The sequence below is a fragment of the Pontibacillus marinus BH030004 = DSM 16465 genome (assembly GCF_000425225.1).
Classification (GTDB): domain Bacteria; phylum Bacillota; class Bacilli; order Bacillales; family BH030062; genus Pontibacillus; species Pontibacillus marinus.
The window spans coordinates 13,756-27,552 of sequence record NZ_AULJ01000055.1; the positions used below are offsets into that span (position 1 = coordinate 13,756).

Annotated in this window: 14 protein-coding genes; 4 read left to right on the plus strand and 10 right to left on the minus strand. The window is 40.0% G+C overall.

Features of this window, described 5'->3' with window-relative positions; translation table 11 throughout:
- Positions 1–249 precede the first annotated feature (249 nt).
- Entirely contained in the window at positions 250–645 is a 396-nt protein-coding gene (locus tag H514_RS23000) for a hypothetical protein (protein WP_051255133.1), read from the plus strand.
- A gap of 43 nt (positions 646–688) precedes the next feature.
- On the opposite strand, the gene H514_RS0112455 is transcribed toward H514_RS23000, so the two are convergent.
- Both H514_RS0112455 and H514_RS24690 read right to left on the minus strand, forming a co-directional pair.
- Entirely contained in the window at positions 689–1,213 is a 525-nt protein-coding gene (locus H514_RS0112455; RefSeq protein ID WP_027447264.1) for a competence protein ComK, read from the minus strand.
- Positions 1,214–1,367: 154 nt separating this feature from the next.
- Positions 1,368–1,508 (minus strand): hypothetical protein, encoded by a 141-nt coding sequence (locus tag H514_RS24690; RefSeq protein WP_154657376.1) that lies wholly within the window; start codon positions 1,506–1,508, stop codon positions 1,368–1,370.
- 70 nt (positions 1,509–1,578) lie between these two features.
- On the opposite strand from H514_RS24690, the gene H514_RS0112465 reads away from it, so the two are divergent.
- Positions 1,579–2,061, plus strand: coding sequence for a DUF3939 domain-containing protein (locus H514_RS0112465; RefSeq protein WP_027447265.1), 483 nt, complete (start codon positions 1,579–1,581; stop codon positions 2,059–2,061).
- A gap of 413 nt (positions 2,062–2,474) precedes the next feature.
- Here the strand turns inward: H514_RS0112465 and H514_RS23005 are convergent, their stop codons facing one another.
- The gene (locus H514_RS23005) at positions 2,475–3,692 is read right to left on the minus strand and encodes a M48 family metallopeptidase (RefSeq protein WP_051255134.1); all 1,218 of its coding nucleotides are present in this window, start codon (positions 3,690–3,692) and stop codon (positions 2,475–2,477) included.
- Between the two features lie 167 nt (positions 3,693–3,859).
- Between H514_RS23005 and H514_RS0112475 the strand changes: the two genes are divergently transcribed.
- Positions 3,860–4,447 carry an SCO family protein gene (locus H514_RS0112475; protein WP_027447266.1) on the plus strand — a complete coding sequence of 196 codons (588 nt, stop codon included), beginning with the start codon at positions 3,860–3,862 and terminating at the stop codon, positions 4,445–4,447.
- Between the two features lie 466 nt (positions 4,448–4,913).
- On the opposite strand, the gene H514_RS0112480 is transcribed toward H514_RS0112475, so the two are convergent.
- From H514_RS0112480 to H514_RS0112505, 6 genes are all read right to left on the minus strand, one after another.
- Complete coding sequence (locus H514_RS0112480; protein WP_027447267.1) at positions 4,914–5,708, minus strand: ABC transporter ATP-binding protein; 795 nt, start codon at positions 5,706–5,708, stop codon at positions 4,914–4,916.
- Entirely contained in the window at positions 5,686–6,705 is a 1,020-nt protein-coding gene (locus tag H514_RS0112485) for an ABC transporter permease (RefSeq protein WP_027447268.1), read from the minus strand. Before H514_RS0112485 ends, H514_RS0112480 begins: the two co-directional genes overlap by 23 nt.
- Positions 6,706–6,717: 12 nt before the next feature.
- On the minus strand, positions 6,718–7,707 hold the full coding sequence (locus H514_RS0112490; RefSeq protein ID WP_027447269.1) for an ABC transporter substrate-binding protein: 990 nt from the start codon (positions 7,705–7,707) through the stop codon (positions 6,718–6,720).
- 260 nt (positions 7,708–7,967) lie between these two features.
- Positions 7,968–9,506 carry a fatty acid--CoA ligase family protein gene (locus H514_RS0112495; RefSeq protein ID WP_027447270.1) on the minus strand — a complete coding sequence of 513 codons (1,539 nt, stop codon included), beginning with the start codon at positions 9,504–9,506 and terminating at the stop codon, positions 7,968–7,970.
- Between the two features lie 329 nt (positions 9,507–9,835).
- Positions 9,836–10,840 (minus strand): lipoate--protein ligase, encoded by a 1,005-nt coding sequence (locus H514_RS0112500; RefSeq protein WP_027447271.1) that lies wholly within the window; start codon positions 10,838–10,840, stop codon positions 9,836–9,838.
- 94 nt (positions 10,841–10,934) lie between these two features.
- On the minus strand, positions 10,935–11,666 hold the full coding sequence (locus H514_RS0112505; protein ID WP_027447272.1) for an MBL fold metallo-hydrolase: 732 nt from the start codon (positions 11,664–11,666) through the stop codon (positions 10,935–10,937).
- A gap of 150 nt (positions 11,667–11,816) precedes the next feature.
- On the opposite strand from H514_RS0112505, the gene yhfH reads away from it, so the two are divergent.
- Positions 11,817–11,942: a protein YhfH gene (gene yhfH, locus H514_RS24365; protein ID WP_324604045.1), complete on the plus strand. Its 126-nt coding sequence runs from the start codon at positions 11,817–11,819 to the stop codon at positions 11,940–11,942.
- Positions 11,943–12,119: 177 nt separating this feature from the next.
- On the opposite strand, the gene H514_RS0112515 is transcribed toward yhfH, so the two are convergent.
- The gene (locus tag H514_RS0112515) at positions 12,120–13,136 is read right to left on the minus strand and encodes a LacI family DNA-binding transcriptional regulator (protein ID WP_027447273.1); all 1,017 of its coding nucleotides are present in this window, start codon (positions 13,134–13,136) and stop codon (positions 12,120–12,122) included.
- Between the last annotated feature and the right edge of the window lie 661 nt (positions 13,137–13,797).

A 13,797-nucleotide genomic window follows, 5' to 3' on the forward strand; every position in this document is an offset into this window, starting at 1 on the left:
AAATAGAACTACAATGATATGTTTTATAGCTCCATTGTAATCGAAAACACTCGCTTTCACCTAATAAAAATATATGTATTTTCATAGTTGCCATTTCATCGCAAAGAGAAACATCCTTATCCTAGGATTTCTTTTCTCAAGGAAAGGGCTATCTAAGAAAAATTGCTTCAACTTACACATATTGGGGTTTGTATCTGAATAAAATTAGGGTATAATAGAACGTGTGTTCGCATTTTAGGAGGGAACGTTATGCGTTATCTCAATGAGGAAGATCAAGAACTCGCTTCTCGGTACTTATTTTTGTCGATGGCGCTTACTGTCATCTCCCAAGACATTCAATCCATTGAAAACGGGAATTTTAAAATAAAAGAGCCTTATTTAGAATTGCTACGCAAAATGGAGCACAAAGGAAAGGTTGAGCGACAAAACCTTAGACAGATTATGAAGAACAAACAGCTCCAGGTCATTTATTTAAACAAAAATGAATCATTTTGTTCTTATTTGTTTGTCTCACAAGGATATGAGGAAAAGCGCAATTATTTCATTCCAGCCATCCGCAAAAACGTGGAAAACATCGTATATGAACTTATGCGGAAAGTTCTGAACCCTGGAAACCATTCTAATCGCTTAGAAGATGCGCAGTAAAAAGAGATCTGGTATAAGGCCAGATCTCTCTTCTTCGTTAAGCTTATGCGAATGGCTCTGCAACCTGATCAAAACTCGACTGTTTCGGAATATATTGCAGTCGTTCAGCTAGTTGATAGCGAAACTGGGCGGTACGTTGAATTTGATTCCAAATGGAGCCATTGGACACATCAATCATGACGACCTCTCCACTTTTGAAAGTGATTTGAGTATGATTATCAGAAGTTTTATGAGCGTGATCGATATGGGAATGTGCAATCCAGGAGCAATATTTATTCTGAGGAGAATTCGTCGGGAAGAAGTACATGCCACTTACGGGGTCAACTGCAATGGGGGCTTTGTGAGTGATTCCACACACATCTTTTGTTCCATCTTGTCTGCCTCTCAGGCTTGATCCATAAAATTTACAAGCCTGATCCATAAGTCGCCTGGGAGACTGATCTACATAAAACCTTTCTTCTTCTTCGACAACCAATGAGATGACTTTCCCATCTGTCCTTTCATCCGCTAATACGGCGAGCGTAAAAGGGGAAATCTCATAATACTGACGCCAAGCTTTCATTTTCATCAACCTTTCTCCTATAAATTTTCAACACACCTTCACTTTATCAAAATTTATTCGAAAATAGGGGGAATTCTGGAAAAGGTGCAGTTTTTTGATTTTGGTAATAGGGTAATAGTTGATGAAGAAGACTTTTCCATTTTGTTATAATAAGCATATATTAATGGTAATCAGCTTCATCCGCTTCATCGTTGTAAAAGTCATCAATGTCTCTTACATGCATCGTATATCCTTTATCATGCATGCCAAAGTCTGGGTTTAGCGGTGTATAAGTTTGTAATTCATATTCGTTTGGATCCATTCTCTTCGACTCCTTTCTTCATTAGAATGCACGAAATGAAGACGATCTAAACAGAAAGAAGTGGTGTAATATGTGGTGGAACAAGAAACAGAAGCACGATAAAAAAGAAGAACCTATTGAAGAACGGTATCCGAAAAGGGATGTTACACTTGATGAACTACGTAAAGCCATCCATGCTTTTGCGGATCAACTCCCCGATGGTGTAGAACTTCAGACGATTATCAATGAAGATTTAACCATCCATTATGAGTTTATCGCTCCTTATTTAAAAGCCATTCCAAACCAAACGTTCTATATGTCTAAAGAAACGTATGAAATATTTGAAGAAAAGGATTATCAGCTTGCCGTAGACTTAGACAATGTGCAAAGAGCCGTAGACGATTACATTAGACAAACAAAAGAATTGCCCGTCATTGAAGGTGATTCTTATCGAAAAGTCAATTACTTCAAGCTTGAAAAACTTGGGTTGCTTTCTTACCGCCCTGAGCGGGATTTTTATATAACGAAAAATGAATACCTAGTCACATATGAAAAGCCTGAGAATAAAATGTGAGTTCCTTCCTTATTCGGTTGGGACTCATTTTATTTGGAATAAAAAAAGGACCAATGCCATAAAGGCATTGGTCAAAAAAAGAGACGACTGGTTAACTTTTGAGTGAGGGAATTACTTCGTGAATGAGGTCGACTCATTCACTTCGTATTTATGCATTTGGCATAAATACACGAGACGTCTAAGCAACCCATTTCATTTGGAAATCAACCTTGATAGCCGAATGAATGTGAAGCTTAACTTGTCTTGAATACATTCTAATACACTCTTTCCCAAAAGTAACCGAAAAACATTTGCGGATTAACGCAAAGGATTGCGTTATTGTCAGAAATTTCATTTAATACATAAGAAAGGAAACCGATCCCTTCCATCCGAACAGTGTAATAGAGTAAATATAGTATAGTTCCATGGCTCGGTCAATAATTGTAATCATTTTGTAAAGATATCTTATTATTTCCTTTACTTTCACGTATGCGTTCGATTCTTTCTTGAATTGGTGGATGTGTATATCGTAACCATATAATCCAAGAAGATGGTGAAACATCACCTTTCGATTGAATAGCAAGCGATCGATAACTTTCTAATGCGGGGTCCAAATTGTCGGTATGTTGAATTGCATATTGATCCGCTGACCGCTCCATTTCTCTGGAAACATAAAGACTAAGAGGTTGTGTAGCAAATAACAGCAGTGATGCAAGCAACAACAAGACGGGTACACTTCGTAAATCCATTTTATTTCGTAAACCTATCTTATGTTTCACATTGAGGAATACAAACGAGAATGCCCTTGCTAAAAGCCATAAGACAACGAAACTCAACGCTATATATCCAAATACACCTATATACACATGATGTTTAACGTAATGGGCTACCTCATGGGCTAAAATAAATAACACTTCATCCTGCTTCATTCCATTTAACGTCGTATCCCATAACACAATTCTTTTTTGATTCCCAAGCCCTGTAACATACGCATTGAAGGAAGATGTTTTTTCACTCATGTTCACTTCGTAAATATCCGACTCATCTATGCCAGCGTCCTCTGCAATCTCTACGATTGAGCTTTTTAAAGGGCCACTCTCCAATGGTTGAAACGATTCAAATAACGGATCAATCACAACTGGTTGGATGTAGACGATAAACAGGACAACAGGCAACGTACTTACCCATAAAGCAAGCCACCACTTTTTCTCGAACTTTGCCATAAAAAGACGGACCCCAAAGATCATTGCGGTAATCATTGCTATAAAGAAGCTTGCTTCAAGTATCCACTCCAGAATCCAATCCAGGATCGGTTGATGATTCACGCCATTCGCCTGTGCGATCCCATACCCTAAAACATCCAATGGTAGCTTGACCAATTGATAAATAGCCGCAATCACCAACCCAAAAAGGATGGATTGAACCCAACGCTTTCTCCAACGTTCTTCTATACGCTGTGTAACCTGGGTAGCTTTTTGTGATTTAAGCCAACACCATAAGAACACCCAAGGAAACGCAAGAGTAGTGAAATAATAGGCGTGGCTATAAGCGCCATAACGAGATGGGCTAAATGTGTCCAATTCATAAAAGAATGAAAAATAAATCCAGATAAGCGCTACAAATGCGCCATAAACTAATAAACCTCTCCTCAAATCAATCCTCTCCTCTATCTATTTCCCATTGTAAAGGTCCATTCAAATTCTTGCCATAATATTGTCATGACCTGTTCACGAATAGATCAACCAATTTGTATTTATTTACCGTAAGATAGATATATAAGGTATTTATATGATCATTCTTTTTTTCAGGGGGATTTTCTATGCAAAAGAAATGGTATATTACGTTTATAACACTGTTGGTAGTAGGGATTGGTATTGGAATTAGCTACGTTCAGTTTTGGAGAGACGCAGGGGTACAACTACCTGAGGATGTCACCATGAAAACGGCTTATGGAGAAGATTATAACTTTGCTGAAATGAAACCTAAAGTTCGATTAGTAGAGTTTATGTACACCGCTTGTCCAGATGTGTGTCCTCTAACCACCCAACGTATGATGCATTTGAAAAAACAATTTCAGAATCAAGGGGTTTATGGAAGTGAAGTTGAATTCTTATCGATAACAATAGACCCTGAGCAAGATACACAAGAAGCGCTACAAAAATATGCAGCTACATTTGGAGCGAAGAAAGACGAAGCGTGGAAATTCGTTCGAGGCTCCATTTCAGATACAAGAAAAGTTGCAGATCCATTCCGCTTTTTGTTCAAAGATAATGGTACAGACTACCTTGTCCATACATCCTATGCCTATCTTATTGATGAAAAAAACTACCTCGTAGCCAAATTCCCTATGGGGGATGCTTTTGATAAAGAACAGGTTTATGCTCAAGTGATGGATCTTGTAAATTAAGAAAAGTGCAAGCGCCCGCTTAGCAACGAAGGGACTGGACTGAGCCCGTAGTACGATTAACCAAACTTGCTGATTGGCAAGCCGACAGGCGCAGACAGAAGCTTAGTTGCCGTGGTACTTTCACCTAGAAATTTTAACTACGTCGATTTTCTTCCTTGTTAAAATTTCATGTCACAAACGTGTAAAGGAAACACGATGAGCCTTAGCGAATCGATGTTGACTTATCGTACGGAGTAAGTGATAAGGATGATCGGCTAAGTTCGTCACGTCCTGTGACAACGCCGATCTGACCCACGTCGTGTGGGCCCAAGTTCGTCACGTCCTGTGACAACGTCGATCTGACCCACGTCGTGTGGGCCCAAGTCCCTTCGGTGCTGGGCTCTGGAGCTAGACATCTAAGAGCTACAACTTTAACTTTCTTTATTCAAAATAAAGTGCCGTGCAGTGAAAAACCACACGGCATTTTTTATTTAAGAAGCGCTTTATCATTTGCCATTGTTTTACCTTTGGCTTTCTGGAATTCATTCATAAGATCTTCGACAGTGAGTTGATCTTTTTCTTCCTTGTTCGCATGGAAGATGATTTCGCCGTCGTCCATCATGATTAAACGGTTCCCCATGGATAGAGCCTGTTCCATATCATGTGTAACCATTAACGTAGTGAGATTGTGCTTAGACACCACATCATTTGTGATGTTTGTAATGTGCTCCGCACGGGCAGGGTCTAAAGCAGCTGTATGCTCATCAAGTAAAAGAATGCGTGGTTCAGTAAACGTCGCCATTAAAAGAGATAACGCCTGACGTTCACCTCCAGATAAGAGTCCAACTCGAGTGTTCAATCGATCCTCTAACTTCACATTAAAAGAAGAAAGCCACTCTTTAAATTGTTTTTTACGTTTTGAACTTACGCCCTTTCTTAGACCTCGGCGTTCGACTCGCCCCAGAGCTAAAGCTAAGTTTTCCTCAATGCTCATATTCGGTGCTGTTCCTGCCATCGGATCCTGGAACACACGTCCAATCCAATTGGAACGCTTATGTTCAGGTAAGAAGGTTACATTTTTATCATCGACCGCAATAAGTCCCTGATCAGGGAACAGCACCCCTGAGATTATATTTAAGAGTGTAGACTTTCCGGCCCCGTTACTTCCAATAACCGTAACAAAGTCACCTTCTTCAAGGGTCAGGGAAAGTCCGTTGATCGCTGTCTTTTCATCTGGTGTGCCTTCATAGAATACTTTTTCAATCTGTTGAAGCTGCAGCAACGTCTTTTCCCCTTTCTTGTTCTAAGGTTTTCGTGAGCTCTTTTTGTTTCTTCACACGTTCTTGCTTATCTCTCCATTGCTTCCACCACGTTGGTACAACAAGTGCCCCCGTTACAATTAGCGCTGTAATTAGTTTCAAGTCACTGGCGCTGACAAACTCAAGCTGTAGGGCAACAGATAAAATAAGTCTGTATGCAATAGCTCCAAGTACTACAGCTAGTGTTGTACGTGCGATAGAGCTTTTACCGAAGAGACCTTCACCAATAATCACCGAAGCCAGACCAACGATAATCATACCGATTCCAAGCCCAACATCTGCAAACCCATTATATTGCACAATTAAGGCACCACTGATTGCAACAAATGCATTGGAGATTCCCAATCCAATAATGATATGTTGGTTCGTATTAGCAGATAAACTTTTTACCATGCGAGCATTGTCCCCTGTTGCTCGTAAAGCCAAGCCTGCTTCTGTATGCAAGAACCAATCGAGCAGTTTTTTAAACAGAATGACTAAGACTCCTACGCTAATTATGACGAAAAACGTAGATGGTGCAAATGCGGTAATCCCCAACCAGTTAAATGGCGCCATAAGCCATTGATCAACCGGCATGCTCTGCCAAAACTCCTTCCCTTGCGTGAACAAGGTACTTTCATTTAATAACGGAATGTTAGGTCGTCCCATAATCCTCAGGTTTATCGACCATAATGCAATCATCATTAAAATACCAGCTAGCAAAGGATTAATTTTCCCTTTTGTATGCAGAACACCTGTAATACAGCCAGCAATGAAGCCAGCCCCACCTCCTGCAAGCGTAGCCAGAAACGGGGAGGTCCCGTTCACCATCAAAATGGATGCAACAGCACCTCCGGTTACAAAACTTCCATCAACAGTTAGATCAGGGAAATCCAAAATACGAAAGGTAAGGTAAACGCCTAATGCCATGATTGCGTATATTAAACCTGACTCTAATGCTCCATACAGCGCATTAATCATGATGCTCCTCCTTTACTCTTCTCCTTCAGTGAACTCCGCCATGTCTTTCCACTCATCTTTAATTTCAAGACCCATCTTTTTCGCAGCGTCTTTATTAATTAGTAGTTTTAAGTTTTGCGGATATGTCGCTGGGATGTCGCCAGGTTTCTTACCTTCTTCAAGAATCTTAACGGCTTTTTCACCTGCTTCATAACCAATATCATAGTAATCAAATCCGTAAGCAGCTACGCCACCACGTTTAACAGAGTCTAGCTCAGCTACGAATACTGGTGTTTTTTGATCTTGACCAACAAGCAATACAGATTCTAGAGCACTTACAACTGTGTTATCTGTGATAATGTAGAATGCGTCAACTTTCCCTGCTAGGGATTCAGCTGCTTGTTTTACCTCAGCAGAGCTAGACACTGTAGCTTCCTTCACTTCAACGCTACCGTCCGTAAGTTCTTTTACTTTTTCTACTTGAGAAACTGAGTTTTGCTCACCAGCATTATAAATCATCCCGATCGTCTCAACGCCTACCTCTTCCGTCATGAATGACAGAGTTTTCTGCATTGCTTCAGGATGTGTATCAGAAGTACCTGTTACATTTCCACCTGGTTTTTCCATGGATTCAACAAGATTAGCTCCAACTGGATCTGTTACAGATGTAAATACAATTGGTATATCTTTTGTTTCATTTAAAACACTTTGCGCACTAGGAGTGGAGTTTGCAAAGATTAAGTCCACATCGTTCCCTACGAACTTTTCTGCAATCGGCTTATTGTTCTTCGGATCTTGAGCGACCTGAACATCAAAATTAGCATCTAAGCCCGCATCATTTATTGCTGCTTTAAAACCTTCTTGAGCAGCATCTAGGGATGGGTGTTCAACGATTTGCGTTACACCAATCTGATACTTGGCATCTCCACCGTCTCCTCCATCACCATTTGCCTCTGAATCAGAAGAACAACCTACCATTGCGACTACAAGCAAAGCACTGACCATTAACAACCATTTTTTCATAAAAATGTCTCCCCCTCTGTTTTAGCGCTTTTAAGCTTTTATACTTCTACGCTTTTATGTACTAAATAATTCTAAGTTGCTCTCTAAACTATATGATAGAGAATCAAAATTCAACCCTTTTTTGAAAATTTCCCTCTATCAAATGTGGTTGTCTATAAAATTACACTATGTAAGCGCTTTATTCAAGTTATTTTCAAAATATTTTCACAATTTACAGTAGTAAAAAAAAAGCCCCACTTAACGTGAGGACTGGTTTGAATCTATTGTTTTACTTGTTCTCGTAGATTTTTTCGTAATATTTTTCCTGTTGTATTTTTTGGTAATTCTTCTAAAAATTCAATAGTAGCTGGGATTTTATATTTCGCTAGATGTTCTGCACAATATCTAGTTAATTCTTCTTCCGTAATTCGAGAATCATCTACCACCACAAATGCCTGTACGGACTCGCCTAGATTTGGATCAGGCACGCCTATTACAGCCACTTCGGTTACGTGATCATTATTATACAGGACTTCCTCTACTTCTCGAGGATATACATTATAACCACCAACTAAGATCATATCTTTCTTCCTGTCTACGATAAAGAAGTAACCCTCTTCATCCATTGTTGCCATATCCCCTGTGTACAGCCATCCATCTCTCAATGCCACAGAAGATTCTTCAGGTAGTTTGTAGTACCCTTTCATGACATTCGGTCCTCGAACAATAAGTTCTCCAACTTCACCAGCTGGAACCTCTTCGCCTAGCTCATCAACGACTTTGTTTTCAACATTCCAAATACTTGTCCCAATAGATCCTGGTTTACGAGGACGATCTAATGGGTTGAAGCATGTAACTGGAGATGCTTCAGATAATCCATATCCTTCTGACACAATGACATTAAATGCCTTTTCAAAACTATGCAGAAGGGCAACAGGCATGGATGCGCCACCTGAAATACATAAACGAATACTAGAGAAATCTTGTACGTGTTCTGTAGCATATTGCAGTAAGTAATTGTACATGGTTGGTACACCTGCAAAAACCGTTCCCTGCCATTGTTTTGTCATGGCAAAGACTGCTTCTGGTGAGAATTTCGGTACAATTAAAACTGTTCCACCATTCATAAGTGGTGCATTTAATGACACGGTTAAACAAAATACATGGAACATTGGAAGAGCAGCAATGACCCGATCATCAGAACTATATTTTAAATAGTCAGCGACGTCTTTTGCATTTGAATAAAGGTTTTTATGCGTCAACATAGCCCCTTTAGGTGCTCCTGTTGTACCAGAAGTGTATAGGATAACTGCTGTGTCCTCATCATCTAGTGTTGGACGGTCAAGTTCTAAGCTTCCTGCCTGAGCAAGCATTGTAAACGATTTCATTTTATCGGATAAAGAACTTTGTTGCCAACTCATATCCTGGCTTGTTTCTGCAACAATGTAATGGCGAATATCAGGCAAGTTCTTATCCATGTGCTCGAACTTTCCTACAAAAAGATCCATCGTGATGACACCTTTTACATCACCATTTTTCAAGATGTAGCTCATTTCATCAACTGTGTAGATTGGATTCACAGGTATAACGGTTAATCCCAGACGTAATGCCCCATACAATCCAATAACAAAATATGGACTGTTCCCCGTGACGAGTGCAATGTGATCTCCTTTTTCATAACCAAGATCCTTCAAACTGGAAGCAAACTTGGTCACAGCACCTTCTAATTCTTGGTAACTCGTTTCTTGATCTTGAAAGATATAAGCGGCTTTTGACGGATTCTCAGTTGCTGTTTGTGTCAGTCTCTCACTTATATTCATGACTTCCCTCCCCATTATGTACTCATTAATGAATGAATAGTCATTCACTTTCTGGTTAAAAATTTCATACTTATTATAAAATACTGACAACTTTCAAGCAAGTTTTTGACACGAAAGGCGCAAGCGCCCGTTTAGCAACGAAGGGACTGGACTGAGCCCGTAGTACGATAAAGGAAACACGATGAACCTTGGTGAATCGATGTTGACTTATCGTACGGAGGCGAGGGAAGTCCATTCGTTGCTGGGCGCTGGAGCTAGACATCTCTGAGCAAAATCTTTCTTTAGTTTTAAAAAAAGCACTGACCATAGCATAGCCAGTGCTTTTCTTTCTAGTAAATTAAAGATAAAAAGTCTTCTCTTGATACACGTCCAAGATAATGTGATATATCTAAGTCTTTAATAGCCTCATCGATGGATGAACGTTCATATCTTGTGCCAATTAAACGCTCCTCAATATCACTAACATCTCCAACACCAAAGAAGTCTCCGTAAATTTTAGCATTTTCAATAGTTCCTTTTTTAACATCTAAACGTACGTCAACTGTTCCACCATCAAAACGGTGAGAATGCTGAATGTTAGAAGCAGGAGATTTTCCGTAGTTCCACTCCCATTTCTGATAACGTTCTTCAGAAAGTTTGTAAATCGCTTCCCAGTCTTCTTCAGTTAGTTTATATTGTGGAACATCTTCAACAGATTCCACATCGAAAATGTAGCGTAGAAGCATTTCTTTGAAATCTTGCATAGACAATTTCTCGTCCATGTATTCTGAAATATTGGCTACGCGGCTACGGATTGACTTAATTCCTTTAGAACGGATTTTTTCGGATTTCACGCGTAATGCTGAAACTACATTTTCAATTTCAGAGTCATACATTAGCGTTCCGTGGCTAAACATACGTCCCTTCGTTGAAAACTGGGCATTACCTGAGATTTTTCGGCCATCGTCAAGTTGAATATCATTACGTCCAGACAGTTCAGCTTGTACACCTAACTTTTGAAGTGCATCTGTAACTGGCTTGGTAAACTTCGCAAAATCATGAAAACTATTACCATCATCTTTTGTAAGGAAGCTAAAGTTTAGGTTTCCAAGGTCATGGTACACGGCTCCTCCACCAGAAAGTCGACGTACAACATGAATGCCGTTATCCTCTACGTAATCTGTATTAATTTCTTCAATCGTATTTTGGTTTTTCCCAATGATAATCGATGGCTTGTTGATGTAGAAAAGCAAGTAATTTTTATCGTTATCGATATCAAGATTTTTAAGCACGTATTCTTCTATAGCTAAATTAATGCGCGGATCATTAATCCCCTCATTATCAACAAATAGCAACATATGGTAGTTCCTCCTTCACGAGCCTTTTGAATCATTCCTCTTTCATTGTATCCAAAAGTGAACCCCCGTTCAAATGTTTACCGGTATGGGTTTAAACTTCCCATGTGAGTCCCCCATCAGCTATCATCACGGTTCCACCAAAAACCTGTTCAGCTTGTTCTTGGAGATCAGTTACCGTACCGAAATGAGGAAGATGGCTCAACCACAGTTCCTTCACACCCGCTTCTTTTGCAATATGAGCGCATTCGGTACTCGTCATATGCCCAGGGCCTGAACCATCCATTCCATCGTAGAAATTACTATCTGTAATAAGAAGATCAGCTCCTTTACTGAATTCAATAAACTCTTCTTTATAGCTAGAGTCAGCTGTATAAACGATGTCACGGTAGCCATTTGAAATACGCATCGCATAACATGGAACAGGGTGCGCGGTTTTCATGAAACGAATCGTGAATGGCCCTATTTGAATTGGTTTAGCAGGATCATATGCATACCCTTGAGTCCGTTCATGCGTCAATGCTTGGAAGGATTCCATATCCTCCTGGTGACCAAAAATCGGGAGTTGACGATCTGTTTCACGCAGAATGTTTTGAACCTTCCATGCGTATTGCATCACCCCAATATCCGCAATGTGATCAAAATGATAATGCGAAATAATGACCGCTCCAACGTCCATGACATCCATTTTAGACTGTAGTCGTGAGAGGGCTCCACTCCCGCAATCTACAAGTAACGTAAATCCATTCGACTCGACAATATAGCTTGATGTTGCACCATATGCTGCGGGATAACCACCCCAAAAGCCATTAACCGTAACCTTCATGTTTTTTACCTCCTAATATAGGATTTCATGTTTTCTTTTTATAGGATGTGGAATTAAAAAAAGTACAAGCTGTTATAAAACAAACTCTTGTGTTGTAACATCTGTTATACTACAATAAAACTATAACCAACTCTGGAGGGATCCATTATGATGAATGTGTTAGAGTTTTTCAAAAATCTACCGGACAAAAAGTGTTCAAAATGTGGTAATAGCTTCGAGGCTCAAGCCGACTGTTACGGCAACCTTTGCGAGAATTGCGACGACCCTGCCCGTTAAGCTCTCTGTATTTTCATGATTAATGTTACCCTAGACATATAACTTTAAACAATGCTCACTAATCGGATAGCCACGGCTGTCCGTTTTTCTTTTGTATAACAGTTTGTAGTACAGATTGGTGATTTTTTAAAAAATACTATAAAAAAAGAAAGCAGCTGCCTGCTTTCTTTTCACACCTTATGAATTTACTAATGCGATTTCTTGAAATGTTGAATTTCGTACTTTTAATTCATGTTCAAAAACATGATCTTCTCTGACAGATCTATGTTTATGTTCAATCTGATCAATAAGTACCTCCACGCATTTTTCCCCCATATCTTGGACAGGTTGTTCTACCGTAGTGATCGAAGGGCTCATAAGCATTGAAATCGATTGATTGTCAAACCCAATGATCGACATGTCCTCCGGAACTCGAACACCCTCTTTTATAGCTTCGTAAATCATACCCGCTGCCACTTCATCAGAACCAGTAAAAACACCGTCGATCGGGTGGTTTAACCTGCGTAATTCTCGAAAGATTTCTCTTCCGCTATTTACATCAATCGCATTTGCATAACTCGCATTCGGCAAAAATGGTAAGCTAGATTCTTGAAGCGCTTTCAAAAATCCACTTCTTCGATAGGCAGAGACGTTACTATCGTCATCTCCACTTAGAAAAGAAATATTCTTACAGCCTTGTTGAATCAGATGCATCGTAGCATCATAGGCGGCTTCTTCCTGGTTCACATATATAAAAGGTACTTGTGCTTCTTCAATGTTTTCATTACAGACTACTATTGGACCACATTCACGATAGGATTCAATGACTTCCCAATCATTATGAACAGCTGTCATAATCACTCCATCTACCTGTTTGGTACGTAAGAGTTCTAAGTAATCTTGTTCTTTTTGTTCAGATTCATGTGTTTGGCAAATGATTACCTGATAACCCCATTGAGATGCCTTTATCTCCATCGCTTCTATTAAATGGCTAAAGAATGGATTTGTGATGCGAGGTAATAGAACCGCAAGCGTTTCGGTTTTTTGGCTACGTAACCTACGAGCAGATGAATTTGGAACATACCCAAGCTCTTCCATCGCTTTCAATACGCACTGACGTTTTTCGTCAGAGACATAAGGTTGATCGTTAATGACGCGAGAAACCGTCGTTCGTGACAGCCCAGCATACTTGGCGACATCTTTAATCGTTGGCACAATATACTCCTCCTGATGACTAGCATTCTTATACTGAAACCGTTTTCATATATAAAATTTTACTAGTCATTTTGATAGAACGCAATACAATAATTGGGAAATGAAAGAAAATTCTTAATTGTTTTTTTACCTTTAAGAGTGACGAATTTTATATTCAAGTTGTTCAGTATTATGGCAGTTATGTTGAAGACTTGAAACTGAGAGGTTCCGTTGCTGTTGTGGAGTGCGGCGGGCTGTGGAACGGGTTGCTTTCCTGCGGACGAAGCGCCGAGCCTCCTCTTTCGCAAGCTCTCTGCGGGGTCTCGTCACTCCGTTCTTCCGCTAGAGTCAACCCGTTCCACAGCCCACCTTGGCCGAATGGTGACTAACGGAACCGCCGTAGTTCTAGGATGAGGTGTTCTAATTCCAAGGTAGTATAATCCTATCATGACAAGGGTCTAAGCAACTTCTGTGAATATGTTTTCCAATCAATATGTGGTGGGAAAGTCAAAATAAGGGTCCGTTAGTCTCCATAATCGCGTGGAGGGAAGGAAACGGCAAACTGTCGTGGTAACAAAGGGAAGACGAGACCCCGCAGGCACGAGGAGGCTCGGCTTTTCTTCCACAACAGGCTTGCCGTTTCACTGACCGCAACAAATTACTCAACAGCAACGGACTCCTC

What these genes read in the sequence shown, in the direction of transcription:
- H514_RS24690 (WP_154657376.1), bottom strand. Translation starts at nt 1,508, where the DNA reads ATGGATCCAAACGAATATGAATTACAAACTTATACACCGCTAAACCCA.
- H514_RS0112490 (WP_027447269.1), bottom strand. Translation starts at nt 7,707, where the DNA reads ATGAAAAAATGGTTGTTAATGGTCAGTGCTTTGCTTGTAGTCGCAATG.
- H514_RS0112485 (WP_027447268.1), bottom strand. Translation starts at nt 6,705, where the DNA reads ATGATTAATGCGCTGTATGGAGCATTAGAGTCAGGTTTAATATACGCA.
- H514_RS0112495 (WP_027447270.1), bottom strand. Translation starts at nt 9,506, where the DNA reads ATGAATATAAGTGAGAGACTGACACAAACAGCAACTGAGAATCCGTCA.
- yhfH (WP_324604045.1), top strand. Translation starts at nt 11,817, where the DNA reads ATGAATGTGTTAGAGTTTTTCAAAAATCTACCGGACAAAAAGTGTTCA.
- H514_RS0112475 (WP_027447266.1), top strand. Translation starts at nt 3,860, where the DNA reads ATGCAAAAGAAATGGTATATTACGTTTATAACACTGTTGGTAGTAGGG.
- H514_RS0112465 (WP_027447265.1), top strand. Translation starts at nt 1,579, where the DNA reads ATGTGGTGGAACAAGAAACAGAAGCACGATAAAAAAGAAGAACCTATT.
- H514_RS23000 (WP_051255133.1), top strand. Translation starts at nt 250, where the DNA reads ATGCGTTATCTCAATGAGGAAGATCAAGAACTCGCTTCTCGGTACTTA.
- H514_RS0112455 (WP_027447264.1), bottom strand. Translation starts at nt 1,213, where the DNA reads ATGAAAATGAAAGCTTGGCGTCAGTATTATGAGATTTCCCCTTTTACG.
- H514_RS0112505 (WP_027447272.1), bottom strand. Translation starts at nt 11,666, where the DNA reads ATGAAGGTTACGGTTAATGGCTTTTGGGGTGGTTATCCCGCAGCATAT.